Below are 23,890 nucleotides of genomic sequence, written 5' to 3'. Positions count from 1 at the left end.
TTTTATACGCTTAATTTTTCTTTTGCCTGTTCTGCCATGCGGACAAAAAGACCTGTCATCCTGTGATCATCCGTTAATTCCGGATGGAAGGAGCATCCGAGGAACTGCCCCTGTCTTGCAGCGACAATGCGTCCATCATGTTTAGAAAGGATCTCAACGTCTTCTCCAACCTCCACAATATGAGGGGCTCTGATGAAAACGCCGGTGAAGTCTTCTGCTACATCTGTGATGTTAAGTTCCGCTTCAAAACTGTCGCGCTGACGCCCGAAGGAATTACGTTCGACGGTTACATCCATTACACCAAGATGGCCATCTTCATATCCGACAATGTTTTTCGCAAGAAGAATAAGGCCTGCACACGTTCCGAACATCGGTTTTCCTTGTGCAGCAAACGTTTTTAAGGGACCCATGAACCCGTATTTATCAATCAGGCGGCGCATCGTCGTGCTTTCACCGCCGGGAATAATCAGACCGTCAAGCTCATCAAGCTGCTCAGTCCGTTTGACAACGATCCCTTCAGCTCCGCTTTCCTCGATAGAGCGGATGTGCTCTCTGACGGCACCCTGAAGGCCAAGTACACCAATTTTAAGCATGACTCTTCTACTCCTTTATGATTACCAGCCGCGCTCCTGCATTCTGTTTTCAGGAAGCAGTGTTGAGATCTCGATGCCTTTCATTGCCGTTCCAAGACCTTTGGAAAGGCTTGCAATCAACTCATAATCTTCAAAGTGTGTTGTTGCTTCAACAATCGCACGTGCAAATTTTGCAGGATTTTCTGACTTAAAGATACCTGATCCTACAAATACTCCGTCAGCACCAAGCTGCATCATAAGAGCAGCATCTGCAGGTGTTGCTACTCCGCCTGCTGCAAAGTTAACTACCGGAAGGCGTCCTTCATGTTTAATTTGAAGAAGAAGCTCATAAGGCGCGCCTAACAGCTTCGCTTCTGTCATCAGCTCGTCTGTGCTCATGCTTGCGATTCTGCGTACTTGTCCATTTACTTTGCGGATGTGGCGGACAGCCTCAACAATGTTTCCTGTTCCCGGCTCGCCTTTAGTGCGAAGCATAGAAGCTCCTTCTGCAATACGTCTTGTCGCTTCGCCTAAATCGCGGCATCCGCAGACAAACGGTACAGTGAAGTCACGCTTGTTCAAGTGATATTCTTCATCTGCAGGAGTCAATACTTCACTCTCATCGATATAATCAACACCCATTGCTTCTAAAACGCGTGCTTCTACGATATGTCCGATACGCGCTTTTGCCATAACAGGAATGGATACTGCTCCCATAACCGCCTCAACAATTGTCGGATCTGCCATGCGGGCAACTCCGCCTGCTGCGCGGATATCCGCAGGAACGCGCTCAAGCGCCATTACGGCAACTGCGCCTGCTTCCTCAGCAATTTTAGCCTGTTCAGCATTAACAACGTCCATGATGACGCCGCCTTTTTGCATTTCTGCCATGCCGCGCTTTACGCGGTCAGTACCTGTATTGTTCATTCTATATCCCCCTCGTAATAGATAAAAATTGATCTAGCACATATAGCTTATTCTATCCTAAGTTGTCGAAAAATCCTATCAAAATTAACGGAATAATAGTAACATTTCAAACAAACAGCTGTCATGTTTCCTTTAAAAGAAATTATTGTAAAAAAAGAGATTTGCCCAAATCGGGCAAATCTCTTTTCATTAAAACCATCCGGTTACTGTATCTGTCACTGTACCCCATAAACCTGCAAAGAATCCTCCGATTCCTCTCATGGAAAGGACAAACCAGTTCGCTTTTTCAACGCTGCTCTTTGTGACAAGGTCAACGCTTGCTTCGCTTTTTTCTTCCAGGAAGCCAAGATCCTGGCCTTCACCGCTGTATTGAACGGTCATAGAGCCGATCTTTTCGCCTTTTTTAACCGGCGCCTGCACTTCGTTATCAGCATTTACTTTTTTCTCATCAAAAACGTAGCTTGGCTTGTACGCATTTTTTTCACCGTTTTTAACAACTAGAGATAACGGCTCATTTGTTGCAACAGCCACTTCTTTTTCTTTTCCTTTCACAACAGAAAGGTTTGATTTGTCTTTGATTTGATAGTTTTCAGGATAAACTTCTTCCATCTTGAAGTTATTGTATGCATAATCAATCATCTTTTTTGTTTCTTTAAAACGCGGAGTGTGAAGCCCGTCGCTGCCCTGAGCATTTAAAACAACTGTGATGACGCGCATGTCATTTCGTTCTGCTGTTGCAGTGAAAGATGAACCTGCAGATTTTGTGGAACCCGTTTTCAGGCCGTCAACGCCTTCTGTTTCAAAAAGAAGGCCTTCAAGCATCCAGTTCCAGTTATCCATTTTAATCGCATCATCTGTTCCTTCTCTGAAGGTTTTTCTTGGAATGCTTGCTGTTTCAAGCACTTCCGGATATTCATTAATGAGTTTCTGAGAAAGAAGAGCCATGTCGCGTGCTGACATTTTGTTTTCAGCATCTGCACTCGTTCCTTCAGGATGCTGGCCAATCAGGTCTCCATTATCAAGACCAGTTGAGTTTACAAATTCATAGTTTTTAAGACCAAGATCTTTTGCTTTTTCATTCATCAATTTAACAAAATTTGATTCAGACCCTGCTACAATTTCAGCAAGACCAATCGCTGCACCGTTTGCAGAATAGATGCTCATCGCTTCAAAGAGTTCTTTCACATTGTATGTACCGTCTTTTCGCAATGGAACATTTGAGAGGCTGCGGTTTTGGGAGATGCGGTAAACATAGTCACTCGGTGTATAGGTTTGATCCCACTTGATTTTTCCTTCGTTTATAGCTTCAAGAACAAGGTATTCTGTCATGATTTTTGCCATACTTGCGATTGGCAGAAGCTCATCGGCATTTTTGCCGTACAGGATCTTTCCTGTAGATGCCTCTACTAAAATGGCTCCTTTTGCATTTACTCCAACTGGGTCATTCTCTGCCGCTTTTGCTCCTGCACCCGGCAATACTGCAGTCACTGCCAGAACAGCTGCAAGAAAAACAGACAGCAGGCATTTTACTTTCATGTTGCTCAACTTCATAACCTCCACCGTTTTTTATCTATTTTTTTATTCAATTATTGACCTTATTTACAAACAACAAAGTCGATTTTATCACACTATGATTAAAAAAAATAGACAGAGTCTGAGACTCTGTCCTAAAGATTGAACATTGTATTACATTTCAGGTCAAACGGCCTAAAAATCTTATGATAACGAGTAGTTAGGTGATTCTTTAGTAATTTGCACATCATGCGGATGGCTTTCGCGCAGTCCTGCGCCGGTCATGCGGACAAACTGGGTGTTTTCACGAAGCTCTTCGAGATTTGCTGTTCCGCAGTAGCCCATGCCTGAGCGGATGCCCCCGACAAGCTGATAAATCGTATCTGAAAGAGGTCCTTTATAAGGCGTTCTGCCCTCAATGCCTTCAGGAACAAACTTCTTGTTGTCTTCCTGGAAGTAGCGGTCCTTGCTTCCTTTTTCCATAGCGCCGACAGACCCCATGCCGCGGTAGACTTTAAAGCGTCTGCCTTGGTAGATCTCTGTTTCGCCTGGGCTTTCAGATGTTCCTGCAAGAAGGCTTCCGAGCATAACAGCATGTCCGCCTGAAGCAAGTGCTTTTACGATGTCGCCTGAATATTTAATGCCGCCGTCTGCGATAATAGTAATGCCAAGGTTTCTTGCTTCTGTCGCACAGTCGTAAACAGCCGTGATCTGAGGAACACCTACGCCTGCAACAACTCGTGTTGTACAGATTGATCCAGGTCCGATTCCGACTTTTACAACATTCGCTCCTGCTTCAGCAAGAGCTCTTGTCGCTTCTGCAGTCGCCACGTTTCCGGCGATTATGTTCAGTTCAGGGAATTCACTTCTGATCGTCTTGACCATGTCGAGAACGCCTTTTGAATGACCGTGTGCCGTATCAACTACAATCGCATCAACATTGGCTTCCACAAGTTTTTTAACGCGAGTCATCGTATCTGACGTAACACCTACAGCTGCACCTACAAGAAGGCGGCCATGTTCATCTTTTGCAGAGTTCGGGAACTCGATGACTTTTTCAATATCTTTAATCGTGATTAACCCTTTTAAAACACCTTCATCATCAACAAGAGGAAGTTTTTCGATTTTGTGTTTTTGAAGAATGCTCTCTGCATCCTTTAACGTTGTTCCGACAGCTGCCGTTACAAGGTTATCTTTTGTCATAACCTCTGAGATCTTGATGGAGAAATCCTGAATAAAACGCATATCCCGGTTTGTAATGATGCCGACAAGCTTCTGCTCGTCTTCATTGTTGACGACAGGAACACCTGAAATGCGGTATTTACCCATCAAATGCTCAGCATCATAAACCTGGTGGTCAGGAGTTAAAAAGAATGGGTTTGTAATAACACCCCGTTCAGAACGCTTTACCTTGTCAACCTGTTCTGCCTGCTGCTCAATGGACATGTTTTTGTGGATAATGCCCATGCCGCCCTGTCTTGCCATCGAAATCGCAAGCTGAGCTTCCGTCACCGTATCCATGCCTGCACTGATAATTGGAACATTGAGCTTAAGAGTAGGTGTTAAGCTGACACTTAAATCTACATCCCTAGGCAATACTTCAGATTTAGCCGGAACAAGCAATACATCGTCAAACGTCAAACCTTCTTTAACAAATTTACTTTCCCACATCATGAAATCCCCCTCTTTACGGCAAAATATTATTAGTAGATTAACAACTTGCCTACCCACTGTCAAGAACAGGTAAAAGAGTTTAAAAATTTCGACAATAAGGAGGTCTGCAAAATGACTGCAACAAACGCGTGGAATCAGCTTAAATCCTACCAAACAACAGATACCGTCCAAAAGTTTCTGGAAAAATGTTACCAAAAATCCAACCAGTCATTGCCGGCAGAACTCTCTTATCAAAACAGCTACCCGTTTGTGTATCATCTGAAGCATGCAGAAAACTTTTATCTCTCAGCTGAAAACGCGTCACTGCCTGTAAAGCCCATGCTGCTTTTCTACGGTATGGCCCAGCTCATAAAAGCCTGCATCCTGACAAAAGATCCGGAATACCCTGCCGCATCATCCGTTCTTGCACACGGAGTATCTTCACGCAAACGCAAAAAACAGCACTACCGTTTTCTGCAGGACGAAGTGAAAATACAGAGGAACGGCCTGTTTGCACATGCGGCCTTTCACCTCTACAGCCTTCAGCACGTGGAGAATGACAAGTACTCCATGCACGAGCTTTTGCAAAGAGTGCCTGAACTCTGTGACCTATTTAAAATGCATAAACAAAAAGACGTACATATCGCAATTGGGGTGGACGATCAACACATTCATCTTCCGAAAGATGCGGCAGCATCCTACCACATGACACCGGATAGGATGCTTGACTATTTGCATCATCACTTTCAGCTTGATAAAGCCGGTGAGACTAGTGACGTTATGTCATTGCTTCTGCCAGAGTCTTTTAACGCTTTCAGCAGCCCGCCCTTTTTATATAACCAGCAGACGTGCACGTACAGTCTGCCGGCATCGCTGAATGATCTGGGAGGTCTGCCTGAGTTTCTTGCGCACTATCTCCTGCTGTACAATCTCAGCATGATCTCAAGATATGAAACAGAGTGGTGGTACGAACTGATGCTCAGCCATTCCCAGGATGACTATGTCTTCATAGTCCGATTCCTTGAAGCCACAAAGGATAAAATACCCCAGATGGCGCTGAGCTTTTTGCATCAGATGAGGGAGCAGAGGATGCAGGGGTAGGATCCAAGCTGTTTGCTTACCCTCCGATATCGTTTTTCGGTTTTGGAGGGTAGGATTCGGGCGGTTTCTTACCCTCGGATATCGTTTTTCGGTTTGGGAGGGTACGATTCGAGCGTTTGCTTACCCTCCGGTATCGTTTTACGGTTTAGGAGGGTACGATTCGGACGTTTGCTTACCCTCGGATATCGTTTTACAGTTTTGGAGGGTACGGTTCGAGCGTTTGCTTACCCTGACAAATCGAATTACAGTCTTGCAGGGTACGATTCAGCTATCTATTATCCTCATTTTGAACAACAAAAAAAGACAGCATCTCTGCTGTCCTCTTTTCTGCGTGCCTGGCAACGTCCTACTCTCACAGGGGGAAACCCCCAACTACCATCGGCGCTAAAGAGCTTAACTTCCGTGTTCGGCATGGGAACGGGTGTGACCTCTTTGCCATCATCACCAGACAATATGCATTTTTGTTGAAAGAGTTATTCTTTCAAAACTGAGTAACGTTTGATAACAAGATTCACGTGCAATTCACGCTTAGTTAGACTGTGGTTAAGTCCTCGAACGATTAGTATCTGTCAGCTCCACACGTCACCGCGCTTCCACCTCAGACCTATCAACCTGATCATCTTTCAGGGTTCTTACTCACAAATGTGATGGGAAATCTCATCTTGAGGGGGGCTTCATGCTTAGATGCTTTCAGCACTTATCCCTTCCGCACATAGCTACCCAGCGATGCCTTTGGCAAGACAACTGGTACACCAGCGGTGCGTCCATCCCGGTCCTCTCGTACTAAGGACAGCTCCTCTCAAATTTCCTGCGCCCACGACGGATAGGGACCGAACTGTCTCACGACGTTCTGAACCCAGCTCGCGTACCGCTTTAATGGGCGAACAGCCCAACCCTTGGGACCGACTACAGCCCCAGGATGCGATGAGCCGACATCGAGGTGCCAAACCTCCCCGTCGATGTGGACTCTTGGGGGAGATAAGCCTGTTATCCCCGGGGTAGCTTTTATCCGTTGAGCGATGGCCCTTCCATGCGGAACCACCGGATCACTAAGCCCGACTTTCGTCCCTGCTCGACTTGTAGGTCTCGCAGTCAAGCTCCCTTGTGCCTTTACACTCTGCGAATGATTTCCAACCATTCTGAGGGAACCTTTGGGCGCCTCCGTTACATTTTAGGAGGCGACCGCCCCAGTCAAACTGCCCGCCTGACACTGTCTCCCAGCCCGGTAAGGGCTGCGGGTTAGAATTTCAATACAGCAAGGGTAGTATCCCACCAATGCCTCCACCGAAGCTTGCGCTCCGGCTTCCAAGGCTCCTACCTATCCTGTACAAGCTGTACCAAAATTCAATATCAGGCTGCAGTAAAGCTCCACGGGGTCTTTCCGTCCTGTCGCGGGTAACCTGCATCTTCACAGGTACTATAATTTCACCGAGTCTCTCGTTGAGACAGTGCCCAGATCGTTACGCCTTTCGTGCGGGTCGGAACTTACCCGACAAGGAATTTCGCTACCTTAGGACCGTTATAGTTACGGCCGCCGTTTACTGGGGCTTCGGTTCAAAGCTTCGCTTGCGCTAACCTCTCCCCTTAACCTTCCAGCACCGGGCAGGCGTCAGCCCCTATACTTCGCCTTGCGGCTTCGCAGAGACCTGTGTTTTTGCTAAACAGTCGCCTGGGCCTATTCACTGCGGCTTTTCAGGGCTATTCACCCTAAAAAGCACCCCTTCTCCCGAAGTTACGGGGTCATTTTGCCGAGTTCCTTAACGAGAGTTCTCTCGCTCACCTTAGGATTCTCTCCTCGCCTACCTGTGTCGGTTTGCGGTACGGGCACCTCTCACCTCGCTAGAGGCTTTTCTTGGCAGTGTGGAATCAGGAACTTCGGTACTAAATTTCCCTCGCCATCACAGCTCAGCCTTATATGGGAAGCGGATTTGCCTACTTCCCGGCCTAACTGCTTGGACGCGCATATCCAACAGCGCGCTTGCCCTATCCTCCTGCGTCCCCCCATTGCTCAAATGGTGAGGAGGTGGTACAGGAATATCAACCTGTTGTCCATCGCCTACGCCTTTCGGCCTCGGCTTAGGTCCCGACTAACCCTGAGCGGACGAGCCTTCCTCAGGAAACCTTAGGCATTCGGTGGAGGGGATTCTCACCCCTCTTTCGCTACTCATACCGGCATTCTCACTTCTAAGCGCTCCACCAGTCCTTCCGGTCTGGCTTCGACGCCCTTAGAACGCTCTCCTACCACTGTTCGTAAGAACAGTCCGCAGCTTCGGTGATACGTTTAGCCCCGGTACATTTTCGGCGCAGAGTCACTCGACCAGTGAGCTATTACGCACTCTTTAAATGGTGGCTGCTTCTAAGCCAACATCCTGGTTGTCTAAGCAACTCCACATCCTTTTCCACTTAACGTATACTTTGGGACCTTAGCTGGCGGTCTGGGCTGTTTCCCTCTTGACTACGGATCTTATCACTCGCAGTCTGACTCCCGAGGAGCAAGTCTTTGGCATTCGGAGTTTGACTGAATTCGGTAACCCGATGAGGGCCCCTAGTCCAATCAGTGCTCTACCTCCAAGACTCTCATACTCGAGGCTAGCCCTAAAGCTATTTCGGAGAGAACCAGCTATCTCCAAGTTCGATTGGAATTTCTCCGCTACCCACACCTCATCCCCGCACTTTTCAACGTGCGTGGGTTCGGGCCTCCATTCAGTGTTACCTGAACTTCACCCTGGACATGGGTAGATCACCTGGTTTCGGGTCTACGACCACGTACTAATTCGCCCTATTCAGACTCGCTTTCGCTGCGGCTCCGTCTCATCAACTTAACCTTGCACGGGATCGTAACTCGCCGGTTCATTCTACAAAAGGCACGCCATCACCCGTTAACGGGCTCTGACTACTTGTAAGCACACGGTTTCAGGATCTTTTCACTCCCCTTCCGGGGTGCTTTTCACCTTTCCCTCACGGTACTGGTTCACTATCGGTCACTAGGTAGTATTTAGCCTTGGGAGATGGTCCTCCCGGATTCCGACGGGATTTCACGTGTCCCGCCGTACTCAGGATCCACTCTGGAGGGAACGAAGTTTCGACTACAGGGTTTTTACCTTCTATGACAGGCCTTTCCAGGCCGCTTCATCTACCCCGTTCCTTTGTAACTCCGTATAGAGTGTCCTACAACCCCAAGAGGCAAGCCTCTTGGTTTGGGCTGATTCCGTTTCGCTCGCCGCTACTTGGGAAATCGCATTTGCTTTCTCTTCCTCCGGGTACTTAGATGTTTCAGTTCCCCGGGTCTGCCTTCAGTACCCTATGTATTCAGGTAAAGATACTGTTCCATTACGAACAGTGGGTTTCCCCATTCGGAAATCTCTGGATCAAAGCTTACTTACAGCTCCCCAAAGCATATCGGTGTTAGTCCCGTCCTTCATCGGCTCCTAGTGCCAAGGCATCCACCGTGCGCCCTTCATAACTTAACCAAAATTGGTCAATCGTTTGTTTAGACTGTAAAGTCTAAGAAAATCACTATGGTAAGCGTAAATCTCAGTGAATTACTTGTTATCAATTACGTTATCCAGTTTTCAAAGAACAACTTTCTAGGTGGAGCCTAGCGGGATCGAACCGCTGACCTCCTGCGTGCAAGGCAGGCGCTCTCCCAGCTGAGCTAAGGCCCCGTATTAAAGAGATGGTGGGCCTAAATGGACTCGAACCATCGACCTCACGCTTATCAGGCGTGCGCTCTAACCAGCTGAGCTATAGGCCCATCTCATATAAGGATAAAAGAGACGATTGCGACGAACAAAAAAGCACGCGCATGACGTTCTCGCTTACTTGTAAAGTAAACTTCCTATTTAAATGGAGAACAAAGTTCTCTCAAAACTAAACAAAAACCAAAAGCGACCTCATATCCTTAGAAAGGAGGTGATCCAGCCGCACCTTCCGATACGGCTACCTTGTTACGACTTCACCCCAATCATCTACCCCACCTTAGGCGGCTGGCTCCTTGCGGTTACCCCACCGACTTCGGGTGTTGCAAACTCTCGTGGTGTGACGGGCGGTGTGTACAAGGCCCGGGAACGTATTCACCGCGGCATGCTGATCCGCGATTACTAGCGATTCCAGCTTCATGCAGGCGAGTTGCAGCCTGCAATCCGAACTGAGAATGGTTTTATGGGATTGGCTAAACCTCGCGGTCTCGCAGCCCTTTGTACCATCCATTGTAGCACGTGTGTAGCCCAGGTCATAAGGGGCATGATGATTTGACGTCATCCCCACCTTCCTCCGGTTTGTCACCGGCAGTCACCTTAGAGTGCCCAACTGAATGCTGGCAACTAAGATCAAGGGTTGCGCTCGTTGCGGGACTTAACCCAACATCTCACGACACGAGCTGACGACAACCATGCACCACCTGTCACTTTGTCCCCCGAAGGGGAACCTTCTATCTCTAGAAGTGGCAAAGGATGTCAAGACCTGGTAAGGTTCTTCGCGTTGCTTCGAATTAAACCACATGCTCCACCGCTTGTGCGGGCCCCCGTCAATTCCTTTGAGTTTCAGTCTTGCGACCGTACTCCCCAGGCGGAGTGCTTAATGCGTTAGCTGCAGCACTAAAGGGCGGAAACCCTCTAACACTTAGCACTCATCGTTTACGGCGTGGACTACCAGGGTATCTAATCCTGTTCGCTCCCCACGCTTTCGCGCCTCAGCGTCAGTTACAGACCAGAGAGTCGCCTTCGCCACTGGTGTTCCTCCACATCTCTACGCATTTCACCGCTACACGTGGAATTCCACTCTCCTCTTCTGCACTCAAGTTTCCCAGTTTCCAATGACCCTCCCCGGTTGAGCCGGGGGCTTTCACATCAGACTTAAGAAACCGCCTGCGCGCGCTTTACGCCCAATAATTCCGGACAACGCTTGCCACCTACGTATTACCGCGGCTGCTGGCACGTAGTTAGCCGTGGCTTTCTGGTCAGGTACCGTCAAGGTGCCGGCAGTTACTCCGGCACTTGTTCTTCCCTGACAACAGAGTTTTACGATCCGAAAACCTTCATCACTCACGCGGCGTTGCTCCGTCAGACTTTCGTCCATTGCGGAAGATTCCCTACTGCTGCCTCCCGTAGGAGTCTGGGCCGTGTCTCAGTCCCAGTGTGGCCGATCACCCTCTCAGGTCGGCTACGCATCGTCGCCTTGGTGAGCCATTACCTCACCAACTAGCTAATGCGCCGCGGGCCCATCTGTAAGTGACAGCCGAAACCGTCTTTGAATGTCAAACCATGCGGTTTGACATAGTATCCGGTATTAGCTCCGGTTTCCCGGAGTTATCCCAGTCTTACAGGCAGGTTGCCCACGTGTTACTCACCCGTCCGCCGCTGACCTCCGAAGAGGTCCGCTCGACTTGCATGTATTAGGCACGCCGCCAGCGTTCGTCCTGAGCCAGGATCAAACTCTCCGAAGAAAATTTGTGACTCATAAATGTTGCTGACTTAAAAATTTAAAACGTTTGGTACGCTTTTGGTTTTGTTTAGTTTTCAAAGAACTTTTGATGTCGTTTCATCTCGAAGCGACCTAATCAGTATATCACTCTAAAGCCCATTAAGTCAATAACATTTTGAAAATGTTTTTTTGCTAAACTCGCTTATGTAGTGGCTTTCTTACTGACTTTTAGAATTATATCAGCATTCTTTTAAATAAGCAATAAAAAAAGAGCAAAAAGTTGCTCTTATAATATTTCCTCTATATATAGCTGTCTATATTCTTTCAGAGCAATCATTTCCCCGCTGTCCTGAAGCTTCACAAGAGGTCTTGCAGGCTGCTGGTCTTCTATAAAGACAATTTCTGCTGTTCGCCCGTCAGACAGCCTGATGAATGTTCCGCTGCTGAATGTCAGCAGCCCTTTTCTCAATGCTTTAAGAGCTGAAAGGTCAAATCTACCAAACTCATCTTCCATCAGCTGCTCAAGAACGAGAAATGGAGACTGCCGGTGCCTGTAAGGCCTGGTGCTGACCATGGCCTGATAGGCGTGGGCGAGTGCTGCAATTTTACCGTAAGGATGAAGCTGATCTCCTTTAGTGCCGAGGGGATACCCGCTCCCGTCCATTCGTTCATGATGCTGCAGGACGCCGATCTTGACAGCTTCTTTTAAAGATACAATGTTTTTAAGCATTTTATAGCTGTGCACAGGATGCTGTTTGATTTCGTCAAATTCCTTTGCCGTCAGAGCTCTTTTCTTCTGAATAAACCCCTGATCAAGCTTTGTCAGACCGCAGTCGCAAAGAAGTCCTGTCATTGCAATCTGAATCACGTCGCCGTGCGGGAAGCCTGAAGATTTGGCGAGGCTTGCGCTTAGGAGCGCCGCTGATACAGATTGATGGTAGAGATAGTCTTCTTCTCCTGTATATCCGGTTGTTTTAAACACTTCTGACGGGTGCTGCAGGATATGTTCCACAGCAGGAATCAGAAGATTTCTAACCTTTGAGATGTCAACTGAAGCACCTGAATGCCAGTCCGCATACAGTTTTTTAAAGCCCTGAACAGCAGCATGATAGACCGCCCCAAACGGTGTAACAGACTTGTCAGCCGGAACGTTTTTGTCCTGCTCGGTCTCACTGAATGATTCTATATCTACTGTTTCTATTAAAAACGCATGCAAAACATCGATAAGTTCCCGTTTAAGTACAGTATGTTTCCGCATAAGCGGTTTACCCGATGCTGAAAGAACATCCTTCAGCAAGATGTTCCCCTCATTTATCTGATTGATATGGACCCTCACATGAATCCCTCCCAACCTGATTATAACCCAATATTTTAGAAGGATATGGATTTATTGAATAAAAAAGGCAGAAAAAAAGTACAGCTTCCGCTGTACTTTTCCCGCTTATTCTTCAGTGCCTGATGGATCTTCCGGCGGTGCTTCAGTTTCAGAATCCTGAATCTGTTCTTCTGTCAAATCCTCTTCAGGTTCCAGTTCTTCTTTTTCCACTACCGCTACTGTTGCAACGTGTTCTTCGCCGCCAAGCTTAATCAGCTTGACGCCCTGTGTGTTTCGTCCCGTTGTCGAAATGCTGTCAATTGCCATCCGGATCAGAACGCCGCTTGCTGTAATCAGCATCAGGTCCTCTTCTCCTGTTGAAGGCTTAACAGATATGACAGTACCGTTCTTTTCGGTTACATTACATGTTTTAATCCCTTTTCCGCCACGGCTTTGCACGCGGTATTCAGCTGCAGGCGTCCGCTTGCCGAATCCGTTTCGCGTGACAGTCAGAACGTCTGCGTCCTCTTCCAGGATCTCCATGCCGACAACTTCGTCATCCGCATCAAGCGTAATGCCTTTTACCCCTGTAGCCGTACGGCCCATTGAGCGGACGTCTGTTTCCGGGAAGCGGATCAGCATTCCCTTTTTCGTTCCGATCATGATGTGTTTCGTTCCGTCCGTCAGCCTTACAGAAATCAGTTCATCTGCCTCGCGCAGATTGACAGCAATCAGGCCGCCTTTTCTGATGTTGGCAAACTGAGAAAGCGGAGACCGTTTTGAGATTCCTTCTTTCGTTGTGAAGAAGAGAGACCAGTCATCTGCAAATTCCGAAACAGGAATGATGGCATTGACCCATTCCCCTTTTTCAATCTCAAGAAGGTTAATGATCGGCAGACCTTTTGCCGTTCTTCCGTACTCAGGAATCTCGTAGCCTTTTGTACGGTAAACCTTTCCTTTGTTCGTGAAGAACAGGATCGTGTCGTGGGTTGAAGTTGTGAGCAAATGTTCGACGAAATCATCTTCATTCGTGCCCATTCCCTGAATTCCGCGTCCGCCCCTTCTCTGGCTTCGGTATGTCGAGATTGGAAGTCTCTTGATATAGCCGTTGTGCGTCAGCGTGATCACGATGTTTTCAACAGGAATTAAGTCTTCGTCTTCAATCATTTCGATGCCGCCGGTTACAATCTCCGTACGGCGCACATCATTGAAGCGCTCCTTAATTTCTTCAAGCTCCTCGCGGATGATTTCAAGAACTTTCTCATCATCTGCAAGAATTGCCTTCAGTTCTGCGATCAGTTGAACAAGACCCTGGTATTCTTCTTCAATCTTTTCGCGCTCAAGTCCTGTTAAGCGCTGAAGACGCATGTCAAGAATAGCCTGAGCCTGTTTTTCAGAAAGAGAGAAGTTGTCCATCAATCCTTGTTTAGCGATATCTGTTGTCTGTGAAGCACGGATAAGTGCAATCACTTCATCCAGATGATCAAGAGCAATCCGGAGTCCTTCCAGAATATGCGCACGTGCTTCCGCTTTGCGCAGCTCAAAGGCTGTGCGGCGGCGGATAATCACCTTTTGATGGTCCAGATAATAGACAAGGAACTGCTTCAGGTTCAGCACCTGAGGCTGTCCGCCTACAAGGGCAAGCATGTTGATGCCGAAGCTTGTCTGAAGAGCTGTCTGTTTAAAAAGATTGTTCAAAAGGACATTTGAATTTGCATCTTTGCGGACTTCAATGACAATGCGCATGCCGTTTCGGTCGGATTCGTCTCTTAAGTCTGTAATTCCTTCGATCTTTTTGTCGCGTACAAGCTCTGCAATTTTTTCGATCAGCTTCGCCTTGTTCACCTGGTAAGGAAGCTCTCTGACGATAATAACTTCCTTGCCTGACGCTTTTTGTTCAATTTCAACTTTCGCTCTGATGGTGATCGATCCCCGGCCGGTTTCATACGCTTTGCGGATGCCGCTTCTGCCGATAATCTGTCCTGCAGTAGGGAAGTCCGGGCCCGGAATGATTTCCATCAGCTCCTGTATGCTGACTTCAGGATCTTTGCTGACAGCAAGCACCCCGTCGATGACTTCTCCAAGCTGATGAGGCGGAATGTTTGTTGCCATGCCGACAGCAATCCCCGCTGCTCCGTTTACCAGAAGATTAGGGAACCTTGAAGGAAGCACGACAGGTTCACGTTCAGACCCGTCATAGTTGTCCTGATAATCGATGGTGTCTTTGTTAATATCGCGGAGAAGCTCCATCGCGATCTTCGACATGCGGGCTTCTGTATAACGCATCGCTGCCGCACCGTCTCCGTCAACTGAACCAAAGTTTCCGTGACCGTCGACAAGCATATAGCGGAAGTTGAAATCCTGTGCCATCCGGACCATAGAGTCATAAACGGCGCTGTCGCCGTGCGGATGATACTTTCCGATTACTTCACCGACGATACGCGCGGACTTCTTGAAAGGTTTGTCCGATGTCATGCCAAGGTCATTCATCGCGTAGAGAATCCGGCGGTGAACAGGCTTCAGGCCGTCACGAACGTCCGGAAGAGCGCGCGAAACGATAACGCTCATCGCATAATCTAGAAAAGAAGAACGCATCTCGTGACTGATATTAATCTCTTTCACGTTTGGTGTTTTGTTTTCTTCCATGAGTTGAACCTCCCTAATCTATCTAGCTCCATAAAAAACGGGAGTTAAAAGTTTTTGTAATGGTGTTCATGCTGAAATATATAAGACCATAAATATGTAAGTCTTTCCGATAATTGAATAATAGCCTACTCTCCATTATATCAATAAACCTATGACATTACACGTCAAATTCATAGAAATATCCCGAAAAACCGAATAATCCCTGCCTTTTCGGCAGGGATCACAGTTCTTTTACTCATATTTTTTAAATAAGGCGGGCCTTGCTTAAAACTTCTGCTCGAGCCCTTAGTTTTTCACTGATTTTTTGCGTGCAATCATGGCGATCGCTGCAGTTGCAAGGATAAATCCGAATACAGCCCACATGATGACACTGCTGTTTGACTGGCTCATGCCGCCCATGCCTGTTTTCGGCATGTCAGAAGGCTTTTGCCCCTCAAACTTTTCAGGGAATTGATCCGTAATGGCGCCTGACAGGGCCTGTCCTACTCCGAACATGTGCGAATAAGCAACATGGATATTTTCATAGGCTGCAGGATAGTCTTTTCCTGTGTAGCTGTTAAATGCCGCGAGAAGCTGGTCTACATGCTCTTTGAGACCCGCCTCGAGGTCGGCCGCTTTCAGTCTGCCCTCTGTTGCTGCATCAAGGAATGCCGCCTGTTCTGCACGGTATGCATCAAGCTCTGCTACCGCTTCTTCCTTGCCTGCTTCGTTGTTTTCGGCAGTTGCTGTCACGTAGTCAACAAAGTAGCCGATGTGGCTGCTCCAGATTTCTTTAAATTGTGCAGCACCTTCAGCGCCGTATACAGATTCAACAGCTGCTGTCAGGTCATCTGTGTTCTCATTTAATGCAGCTGCAGCCGCATCAAAATCTTTTGCTCCGTCAATTCCTTTTTGCATCGTAAGTGCCGCAAGTGCTGCATGCTCTGAAAATACGTGATTCAGATCTGCACGCAAGTCAGCAGCGGCAGTATCCGGGGACGTACTTTCGAATTTCTCAGGGAACTGGTCAGTGATGGCCCATGAAAGGCTTTTGCCGACTCCGAACATATGGTGCATCGATTCTGTTGCATCATCGTAGGCTTTGTCGTATTCACCCGCTCTGTAGCTTTCAAAAGCACCAATCAGCTGTTCAACGTGAACTTTTAGGCCTGCTTCAAGGTCTGCCGCTTTCAAGCGTCCTTCCGTTGCCGTATCCAGAAAACCCGCTTGCTCGGCGCGGTACTTGTCCAATTCTGCAAGTGCCTGTTTTCTGCCTTCTTCATTGTTTTCAGCTGTTGCCGTTACATAGTCCACGAAATAGCCGATGTGGCTGCTCCAGATTTCTTTAAATTGATTTCCCGCTTCTTCACCGTAAACAGATCCGACAGCTGCCGATAAATCTTCTGTATTCTTATTCAGCTGTCCTGCAGCTGCTTCGAAGTCTTCTTTGCCGTCAATGCCTTTTTGCATCGCAACAACCGCTAAGTATGCATGCTCTGAGAGGATCGCATCAAGGGATGCCCGAAGATCAATGGCAGGGTTTGAAACCTCTGCTGATGCCATGCCGCTGTGGCTGCCGCCATGATTTCCTCCATGATCTTCTGCATTCACTGTTCCAAAAGCGGGAATCAGCAGGGAAAAACTGAGTGGTACAGCAATCAGTGCTTTTTTCATCTTCATGTTATTCTCTCCTTTTATTTCTGTTTATTTGATGTTTACATCATGACTAACGGAGAGAATGCGAGACTGGATCATTTTCTTTTTAAAAAATTAAAAAACATCCTGCCCGGATGTTTTTTAAAGAAATTAATAATACGGATAGTACGGGTACGGCGGATAATAAGGATAAGGATATCCGTAGCCATAGCCCGGCGACAGCAGCGCTCCTGTTGCAAGACCGCCGACAAACCCTAACGGAAAGCCAAAGCCCGGTCTGCCGAAACCAAATCCAGGTCTTCCAAATCCGAAGCCTGGTCTTCCAAAGCCAAATCCAGGTCTCCCGAAGCCTCCTCCAAATCCAAATGGACGCCTCATGTCATATTGCTGATTGTTCATTTTCACGCCTCCTGCTTAGATAAATTGCCTACTTTCTTTACAAAGATATGCAGGGACATGTGAAATGTAGTGGGCTATGACGGAATTTCAGGCAAAAAGAAAAGGCAAAGCCGGGATGGGCTTTGCCTTTTTAAACTTAGATATCAAGGTTTTTAACATACTGGGCGTTGCCTTCGATAAAGTTCCGGCGGGGTTCGACTTTGTCTCCCATCAGAATATCAAAGGTTTCATCCGCTTCCATCGCATCTTCCAAAGTAACCTGAAGGAATGTCCGCGTGTTCGGATCCATCGTTGTCTCCCAAAGCTGCTCAGGATTCATCTCGCCAAGACCTTTGTAGCGCTGAATTCCAGGCTTAGGAGTTGCAGGCAGTTCTGCCATAAGCTTCTCCATCTCCCTGTCATTGTACGCATATTCAACCCGCTTGCCCTGCTGCACTTTGTAAAGCGGCGGCTGGGCAATGTAGACATATCCGCTTTCGATGATCTGTCTCATGTAGCGGTAGAAGAATGTCAGAAGCAGTGTGCGGATATGGGCTCCGTCAACGTCTGCATCCGTCATGATGATGATTTTATGGTAGCGCGCTTTTGAAAGATCAAAGTCTTCCGCAATTCCTGTTCCAAGGGCCGTGATAATCGTCCGGATCTCGTTGTTGGAAAGGATTTTATCAAGACGCGCTTTTTCAACGTTGATGATTTTTCCTCTAAGCGGCAGAATCGCCTGGAAATGACGGTCGCGCCCCTGTTTTGCAGAACCGCCCGCAGAGTCACCCTCAACGACGTAAAGTTCTGAGATGGACGGGTCTTTAGACGAACAGTCGGCAAGTTTCCCGGGAAGGTTGGAGATCTCAAGCGCACTTTTACGGCGAGTCAGTTCGCGCGCTTTTTTTGCTGCAAGACGCGCTCTTGATGCCATAACCCCTTTTTCAACAATTTTCTTTGCTGTTGAAGGATTTTCAAGAAGAAACTTCTCAAATGCATCTGCAAAGACATTATCCGTAACAGTCCGCGTTTCTGAGTTGCCGAGCTTCGTTTTTGTCTGGCCCTCAAACTGCGGGTCCGGATGTTTAACAGAAATAATGGCTGTCAAACCTTCGCGCACATCGTCACCTGTAAGGTTGGCATCATTGTCTTTAAATGCGCCGCTTTTGCGGGCATAGTCATTGATGACGCGTGTGAGAGCCGTTTTAAATCCGGCTTCATGCGTTCCGCCCTCATAAGTGTGAATGTTGTTGGCGAACGAATAAATGTTGCTTGTATAGGAATCATTGTACTGAAGGGCAACCTCGACTGTGATGCCGTCCTTTTCGCCTTCCATGTAGACAGGCTCTTCATGGATGACTTCTCTTGTGCGGTTTAAATGCTCAACATAGGATTTAATGCCGCCTTCGTACAGATATTCTTTTTTGCGTTTCGTTTCACGCTTGTCTTCAATTGTGATTTTGATATTGCGGTTTAAGAAAGCAAGCTCTCTTAAACGGTTTGCAAGTGTGTCAAAATCATATTCCGTCGTCTCCGTGAAAATTTCCGGATCCGGGACAAAGTGAGTGGTTGTTCCTGTTACTTCTGTTTCGCCGATTACTGCCAGGTCAGCAGCAGGCACACCGCGCTCAAACTTCTGATAATGAATTTTGCCGTCGCGGTAAACAGTGACTTCAAGATACGTAGACAGGGCATTTACGACAGATGCACCTACTCCGTGAAGACCGCCTGACACCTTGTATCCGCCGCCGCCGAATTTTCCTCCGGCATGAAGCACCGTCATAATGACCTCAACTGCAGGACGTCCCATTTTCTCATGGATTCCAACCGGAATTCCGCGGCCGTTGTCTTTTACGGTGATGCTGTTGTCTTCTTCAACGATAATATTAATCTCATCGCAGTATCCTGCAAGAGCTTCATCGATACTGTTGTCGACAATCTCCCAGACCAGATGGTGGAGACCTTTCGCCGCAGTTGAGCCAATATACATTCCGGGACGTTTCCGGACAGCCTCTAAGCCTTCTAGTACTTGTATCTGGTTTTCATCATATGATTGCTGTTCCATTTGTTTTTGTTCCATCGCCACTATGATCACCTACACTTTTCTTAAGGGCTTATAGATTGGGTTCAGAACGTTCATTCTGCCGTCTCTATGTCAAATGAGAATTTTGCACGTTTTTTCAGCGTGCCTGAAGCAAGAGGAGAAAAATAAATCTTGTCTGTCGTCACAACAATCGACTTTGTTTCGCCATTTGCAAGCTTTACCGGCTGATTCTGCTGCTTTTCCAAAAATTCACTGACGATTCCGGACGTCTTTGACGATTGATGATCAATAATCATGACGACTTCCTTTGAAGGAATCACGAAATTGTCTCCCAAGTGGATATACATGAAAAACCACCTCTCTCACTTAAGTAAGCGTGCCTTTTGAAACGCGGTACGTTGTTGCTTCCTTCAGCGTCTTATGGTCAATGCCCTCAACGCTTGTCGTCGTGACAAACGTCTGCACTTTCCCCTGAATTGTATTTAATAAATGCGATTGCCTGTAATCATCAAGTTCAGATAAAACATCATCAAGAAGAAGAATCGGATACTCGCCGATTTCCTCGTGGATCAGATCGATTTCCGCAAGCTTCAGCGAGAGAGCGGTTGTCCGCTGCTGTCCCTGGGAGCCGAACGTCTGAACGTCCCGCCCGTTCACAAAGAAAAGAAGATCATCTCTGTGCGGACCGGCAAGTGTTGCTCCGCGCTCAATTTCTTTTTCTTTTATTTTATCAAACTTCTCTTCATATCCTTCTATCATTTTCGACAAACTTGAGGCTTCTGATACATCGGCGGAGGCTTTATACTCAATCGTCAGTGTTTCAAGCCCCCTGCTGATTCCCTCGTGGACCGGCTGAGCCCATTTCTCCAGCTTGCCGATAAACTCCATTCGCTTTTTCACTACTTTTGCAGCGGATTCCGCAAGCTGCGAAGTCAGCACATCAAGCATCGTCCGGTCAGTCTGCCTCTTCATCTGCAACTGCTTTAAATATTGATTCCGCTGCAGCATGACTTTTTGAAATTTATTTAAATCATGAAGATAGACAGGCGAAACCTGTCCGATTTCCATATCGATAAAACGTCTTCTGACCTGGGGGCTGCCTTTTACAAGGTTAAGGTCTTCGGGAGCAAACATGATCACGTTCATCGCTCCGACATACTGGCTTAATTTCTGCTGCTCAATGTGGTTCAGCTTCGCTTTTTTTCCCTTTTTCGAAATGACGAGCTGCATTGGCACAGAACCGTTTTGTTTTTCTGCTCTGCCTTCTATTTTAGCATATTCCTCGTCCCAGTAGATAAGATCTTTGTCATTTGACGTGCGGTGGGATTTGGCCATGGCAAGGACATAGATGGCTTCCATCACATTCGTTTTCCCCTGGGCATTTTCCCCGAGGATGACATTGACCTTGTTTTCAAACTCCGCAGTCAGTTCTTTATAGTTGCGGTAGTTCCGCAGGGACAGTTCTTTGATAAACAAATCCGTTCACCAACTTTAAGTTGTGTATTTCACATCTTGAAACATTCAGCTTTTAACGATAAATGTACCGAAATCAGGAATATCAACAAGATCTCCGTCATAAAGTTTTTTGCCTCGGCGGTTCTCAGGCTCCCCGTTTACAAATATCGCGTATTCCTGAAGAAACCATTTTGCCATGCCGCCGGTCTGGATTACGTCCGCCAACTTTAAAAATTGGCCAAGTGCTATATATTCTGTATCTATTTTAACAGGTTTTCTGGACATTCCGGATCGCCTTCTTTCTAAAATCTCTAACACTTAATTTTACTAAATATGATAGCCATCCCACAATAGGCAGCTGTCTGTTCTTTTTAAAGAAAATTGTGTCTTTCCAGCGCGGACACCTTTCGTGACAAAAGTCCTCCCGGGTCAGGTTGATTCTTTCGCTAAAAAAAGAAAGCTGCCGGCAGACCGCCGGCAGCTTGTGTCATTAATACGTTCTGACAGGAAGAATCAGCTGAAGGATGGAATCGTCATTTGGAGTGCGGATCAAAAACGGTCTCATCGCACCTGTAAAGCTGATGCTGATTTCTGTTCCCTCAAGTGCCTTTAATGCATCCATCATATATTTTGCACTGAAAGAAATTTTTAATTCCTCTCCTGAGAGCTCCTGTGTCTGCACTTCCTCGATGACTTTTCCGATTTCAGGAGTATTCGAAGAAACTTCGACAATTCCGTCTTCAAGCGTAGAAAACTTTACGACGTTGTTTCTGCCTTCTTTTGCAAGAAGAGACGCGCGGTCGATGGCCTGAAGAAAATCTTTTGTATTCAGAACCATTTCTGTTTTGCTTTCAGAAGGAATCAGCCTCGTTGTGTCAGGGTAGTTTCCGTCAAGAAGTCTTGAGAAGAAAAGCAGGTTTTCCGCTTTGAAAAGCACCTGGCTTTCTGTGATCACGATTTCGATTTCTTCGCTCGTATCAGCAAGAATTTTGCTCAATTCATTTAAACTTTTTCCGGGAATGACAACATTGTAGGAAGTGTCAGCTTCCATTTCGATTTTCGCCTTGCGGAGGGCAAGACGGTGGCTGTCAGTTGCAATACAGATCAGTTCTTTATTTTCAAGCTTCCAGTTCACACCTGTCAAAATCGGGCGTGTTTCAGATGTTGAAACAGAAAAGACGGTCTGGCGGATCATCGTTTTTAAAAGATCTGTAGGAACTTTAAAACTGTTGTGCTCTTCTACTTGTGGAAGATGCGGATATTCCTCTGCATCCAGTCCGTTTAAGTTGAACTCTGCTTTGCCTGACCGGATGACTGTCATATGGTGGCCATGAACCTCCATCTCTACAGAATCCTTAGGAAGTTTTTTAACGATTTCACTGAAGAAACGGGCTTGAAGGACGATGCTTCCTGCCTGCTTGATTTCTGCAATCTCTTTTCCGTTTTCTTCTGTAGGAATGAAAGACTCAATTGAGATATCAGAGTCACTTCCTGTAAGAGTGACGCCTTCTTCTGTCGCGACAATTTTAATTCCCGTCAGGATTGGAATAGTCGTTCTGGACGAAACAGCTTTCATGACATCCTGTACGCTTTGAACAAGACGGTCTTTTTGAATGACGAATTTCATTAGGGTAAATCCTCCTTTTTTTCGTACGGCGGAATATTTTTTCTGGTGACTTAATATATATATCTTTTAAAGAAAAAATAGTAGAAGTACTAGTAGGGCCTGTTGATATGTGTATAACTCTGTTGAAGAAAGGAAACACAGCCTATCCACATGTGGACAGACTGTGTATGAATCGTATTGGGTTATTCACATTATCCCGGATGCTCTATTTTATTTTGAGATGATTTTGCCTGGTTTATGCTGCTAGAGAGAGAGAGCTAGTTCTTCAGCATGCTCTCTATTTCTTTCAGCTGTTTCACAAGCTGGTCATCAGCCTGAAGGAGCTTGGAGATTTTCTCATGGGCATGAATGACGGTCGTATGGTCGCGGCCTCCGAATTCCTCGCCGATCTTTGGAAGAGAGGAATCAGTCAGTTCCCGTGATAGATACATCGCGATTTGCCTTGGAAAAGCGACGGATTTTGTTCGTTTCTTTGCTTTAAAATCCTCAAGCTTCACGCTGAAATGCTGGCCTACCATGCGCTGAATATCCGCAATGGTGATCATTTTCGGCTTTGAGCTTGGGATGATATCTTTTAAAGCTTCTGCAGCAAGATCTGCATTTATGTCTTTATTGATAAGGGATGAATAAGCAACAACCCGAATAAGTGCGCCTTCAAGTTCACGAATATTGGAATCAATTTGATTGGCGATATAAAGCATGACTTCATTAGGGATATCAAGGCCCTCAGCCTTTGCTTTTTTTCTGAGAATCGCGATACGCGTCTCAAGATCCGGAGGGGTAATGTCCGTAATCAGTCCCCATTCAAATCTCGATCTGAGGCGGTCTTCTAGTGTCGGTATTTCCTTTGGAGGACGGTCGCTGGAAATGACAATCTGCTTGCTTTCTTCATGCAGGGTGTTAAACGTATGGAAAAACTCCTCCTGCGTCTGTTCTTTTCCGGCAAGAAACTGAATATCATCTATAAGCAAAACGTCAACGCTGCGGTATTTGTTGCGGAAATCTTTCGCCTTGTTGTCACGGATGCTGTTAATGAATTCGTTCGTGAATTTCTCTGAGGACAGGTAAACGACCTTCGCATTTGGCTTATGATCAATGACATAATGGCCGATTGCATGCATAAGATGCGTTTTTCCAAGTCCTACTCCCCCGTAGATAAACAGCGGATTATAGGCTTTAGCAGGCGCTTCTGCCACGGCAAGCGACGCTGCGTGCGCAAACCTGTTGCCTGAACCGATAACGAATGTATCAAACGTATATTTAGGATTCAGCATATTTTGAGGCAGCTCGATCTGCTCTTCGTCTTTTGCCACCTGCTTAATCGGTGATTTCGGCATAAAATCTGCTTCGTTCTGATTTTGGGGAATTATGAACTTGATCAGCAGTTCCTCGCCCGTCAGTTCATATATGGTATTGGCAATCAAATGCAGATACCGTGATTCCAGCCAGTCGCGTGCAAATTCATTAGGCGCCGTAATCGTCAGCGTGTCTCCTTTAAGCGCATGGGCCTTCGTCGATTTCAGCCACGTTTCAAAGCTTGGCTTGCTGAGTTTTTTTTCAATTTCAGACAGCGCCTTGCTCCACAGCTCATCAATGTTCTCCAT

Annotated in this window: 15 protein-coding genes, 2 tRNA genes and 3 rRNA genes; 1 reads left to right on the top strand and 19 read right to left on the bottom strand. The window is 46.8% G+C overall.

All coding sequences use genetic code 11. From position 1 onward, the window contains the following. Nucleotides 1-2: 2 nt before the first annotated feature. The 4 genes from pdxT to guaB all read right to left on the bottom strand — a co-directional run bounded on the left by pdxT (nt 3) and on the right by guaB (nt 4,682). The gene (gene pdxT / locus ACK1LH_RS00100) at nt 3-593 is read right to left on the bottom strand and encodes a pyridoxal 5'-phosphate synthase glutaminase subunit PdxT (protein WP_411334250.1); all 591 of its coding nucleotides are present in this window, start codon (nt 591-593) and stop codon (nt 3-5) included. A gap of 21 nt (nt 594-614) precedes the next feature. Continuing rightward, nucleotides 615-1,499, bottom strand: coding sequence for a pyridoxal 5'-phosphate synthase lyase subunit PdxS (gene pdxS, locus ACK1LH_RS00095; protein ID WP_029286443.1), 885 nt, complete (start codon nt 1,497-1,499; stop codon nt 615-617). 189 nt (nt 1,500-1,688) lie between these two features. Continuing rightward, nucleotides 1,689-3,044, bottom strand: a complete 1,356-nt coding sequence (locus ACK1LH_RS00090) for a serine hydrolase (RefSeq protein ID WP_411334249.1) — start codon at nt 3,042-3,044, stop codon at nt 1,689-1,691. A gap of 171 nt (nt 3,045-3,215) precedes the next feature. Beyond that, the gene (gene guaB / locus ACK1LH_RS00085) at nt 3,216-4,682 is read right to left on the bottom strand and encodes an IMP dehydrogenase (RefSeq protein ID WP_029566301.1); all 1,467 of its coding nucleotides are present in this window, start codon (nt 4,680-4,682) and stop codon (nt 3,216-3,218) included. Between the two features lie 114 nt (nt 4,683-4,796). Here guaB and ACK1LH_RS00080 point away from each other — a divergent pair, with 114 nt between their 5' ends. Next, nucleotides 4,797-5,765 carry a YaaC family protein gene (locus tag ACK1LH_RS00080; RefSeq protein ID WP_029566302.1) on the top strand — a complete coding sequence of 323 codons (969 nt, stop codon included), beginning with the start codon at nt 4,797-4,799 and terminating at the stop codon, nt 5,763-5,765. 333 nt (nt 5,766-6,098) lie between these two features. On the opposite strand, the gene rrf is transcribed toward ACK1LH_RS00080, so the two are convergent. The 15 genes from rrf to dnaA all read right to left on the bottom strand — a co-directional run bounded on the left by rrf (nt 6,099) and on the right by dnaA (nt 23,890). Next, nucleotides 6,099-6,214, bottom strand: a 5S ribosomal RNA gene (rrf, locus tag ACK1LH_RS00075). 90 nt (nt 6,215-6,304) lie between these two features. Then, nucleotides 6,305-9,235 (bottom strand): 23S ribosomal RNA (locus ACK1LH_RS00070). Between the two features lie 122 nt (nt 9,236-9,357). Continuing rightward, nucleotides 9,358-9,430, bottom strand: a tRNA-Ala gene (locus ACK1LH_RS00065). Nucleotides 9,431-9,442: 12 nt separating this feature from the next. Continuing rightward, nucleotides 9,443-9,519, bottom strand: a tRNA-Ile gene (locus ACK1LH_RS00060). A gap of 151 nt (nt 9,520-9,670) precedes the next feature. Further along, nucleotides 9,671-11,208: ribosomal RNA gene (locus ACK1LH_RS00055) — 16S ribosomal RNA — on the bottom strand. Together the 16S, 23S and 5S rRNA genes with 2 tRNA genes alongside form the textbook arrangement of a ribosomal RNA operon. A 264-nt stretch (nt 11,209-11,472) precedes the next feature. Continuing rightward, nucleotides 11,473-12,522: an HD-GYP domain-containing protein gene (locus ACK1LH_RS00050; protein ID WP_029282896.1), complete on the bottom strand. Its 1,050-nt coding sequence runs from the start codon at nt 12,520-12,522 to the stop codon at nt 11,473-11,475. A 105-nt stretch (nt 12,523-12,627) separates the two neighbouring features. Further along, the gene (gene gyrA / locus ACK1LH_RS00045; RefSeq protein WP_029282898.1) at nt 12,628-15,147 is read right to left on the bottom strand and encodes a DNA gyrase subunit A; all 2,520 of its coding nucleotides are present in this window, start codon (nt 15,145-15,147) and stop codon (nt 12,628-12,630) included. Between the two features lie 285 nt (nt 15,148-15,432). Further along, nucleotides 15,433-16,806, bottom strand: a complete 1,374-nt coding sequence (locus ACK1LH_RS00040; protein WP_029282900.1) for a hypothetical protein — start codon at nt 16,804-16,806, stop codon at nt 15,433-15,435. Between the two features lie 126 nt (nt 16,807-16,932). Next, the gene (locus tag ACK1LH_RS00035; RefSeq protein WP_029282902.1) at nt 16,933-17,181 is read right to left on the bottom strand and encodes a hypothetical protein; all 249 of its coding nucleotides are present in this window, start codon (nt 17,179-17,181) and stop codon (nt 16,933-16,935) included. Between the two features lie 136 nt (nt 17,182-17,317). Beyond that, nucleotides 17,318-19,240 carry a DNA topoisomerase (ATP-hydrolyzing) subunit B gene (gene gyrB, locus ACK1LH_RS00030; RefSeq protein WP_029282904.1) on the bottom strand — a complete coding sequence of 641 codons (1,923 nt, stop codon included), beginning with the start codon at nt 19,238-19,240 and terminating at the stop codon, nt 17,318-17,320. Between the two features lie 56 nt (nt 19,241-19,296). Then, the gene (gene remB, locus ACK1LH_RS00025; RefSeq protein ID WP_029282906.1) at nt 19,297-19,551 is read right to left on the bottom strand and encodes an extracellular matrix regulator RemB; all 255 of its coding nucleotides are present in this window, start codon (nt 19,549-19,551) and stop codon (nt 19,297-19,299) included. A 19-nt stretch (nt 19,552-19,570) separates the two neighbouring features. Next, nucleotides 19,571-20,680 (bottom strand): DNA replication/repair protein RecF, encoded by a 1,110-nt coding sequence (gene recF, locus ACK1LH_RS00020; protein ID WP_029282908.1) that lies wholly within the window; start codon nt 20,678-20,680, stop codon nt 19,571-19,573. A gap of 45 nt (nt 20,681-20,725) precedes the next feature. Beyond that, nucleotides 20,726-20,944 carry a S4 domain-containing protein YaaA gene (gene yaaA, locus ACK1LH_RS00015; protein ID WP_029282910.1) on the bottom strand — a complete coding sequence of 73 codons (219 nt, stop codon included), beginning with the start codon at nt 20,942-20,944 and terminating at the stop codon, nt 20,726-20,728. A gap of 205 nt (nt 20,945-21,149) precedes the next feature. After that, the gene (gene dnaN / locus ACK1LH_RS00010) at nt 21,150-22,286 is read right to left on the bottom strand and encodes a DNA polymerase III subunit beta (protein ID WP_029282912.1); all 1,137 of its coding nucleotides are present in this window, start codon (nt 22,284-22,286) and stop codon (nt 21,150-21,152) included. 257 nt (nt 22,287-22,543) lie between these two features. Then, nucleotides 22,544-23,890: a chromosomal replication initiator protein DnaA gene (gene dnaA, locus ACK1LH_RS00005; protein ID WP_029282914.1), complete on the bottom strand. Its 1,347-nt coding sequence runs from the start codon at nt 23,888-23,890 to the stop codon at nt 22,544-22,546.

It is taken from the genome of Metabacillus indicus, from assembly GCF_046603695.1.
GTDB classification, from domain to species: Bacteria; Bacillota; Bacilli; order Bacillales; family Bacillaceae; genus Bacillus_P; species Bacillus_P indicus.
Note: the sequence above shows the minus strand (reverse complement) of the source record. Positions and strands in the feature narration are given on the sequence as shown.

Coding starts and splice junctions, on each gene's coding strand:
- dnaA (WP_029282914.1), bottom strand. CDS start 23,890: ATGGAGAACATTGATGAGCTGTGGAGCAAGGCGCTGTCTGAAATTGAA.
- gyrA (WP_029282898.1), bottom strand. CDS start 15,147: ATGGAAGAAAACAAAACACCAAACGTGAAAGAGATTAATATCAGTCAC.
- guaB (WP_029566301.1), bottom strand. CDS start 4,682: ATGTGGGAAAGTAAATTTGTTAAAGAAGGTTTGACGTTTGACGATGTA.
- remB (WP_029282906.1), bottom strand. CDS start 19,551: ATGTATATCCACTTGGGAGACAATTTCGTGATTCCTTCAAAGGAAGTC.
- gyrB (WP_029282904.1), bottom strand. CDS start 19,240: ATGGAACAAAAACAAATGGAACAGCAATCATATGATGAAAACCAGATA.
- dnaN (WP_029282912.1), bottom strand. CDS start 22,286: ATGAAATTCGTCATTCAAAAAGACCGTCTTGTTCAAAGCGTACAGGAT.
- pdxT (WP_411334250.1), bottom strand. CDS start 593: ATGCTTAAAATTGGTGTACTTGGCCTTCAGGGTGCCGTCAGAGAGCAC.
- ACK1LH_RS00080 (WP_029566302.1), top strand. CDS start 4,797: ATGACTGCAACAAACGCGTGGAATCAGCTTAAATCCTACCAAACAACA.
- yaaA (WP_029282910.1), bottom strand. CDS start 20,944: ATGTCCAGAAAACCTGTTAAAATAGATACAGAATATATAGCACTTGGC.
- ACK1LH_RS00040 (WP_029282900.1), bottom strand. CDS start 16,806: ATGAAGATGAAAAAAGCACTGATTGCTGTACCACTCAGTTTTTCCCTG.
- pdxS (WP_029286443.1), bottom strand. CDS start 1,499: ATGAACAATACAGGTACTGACCGCGTAAAGCGCGGCATGGCAGAAATG.
- ACK1LH_RS00035 (WP_029282902.1), bottom strand. CDS start 17,181: ATGAACAATCAGCAATATGACATGAGGCGTCCATTTGGATTTGGAGGA.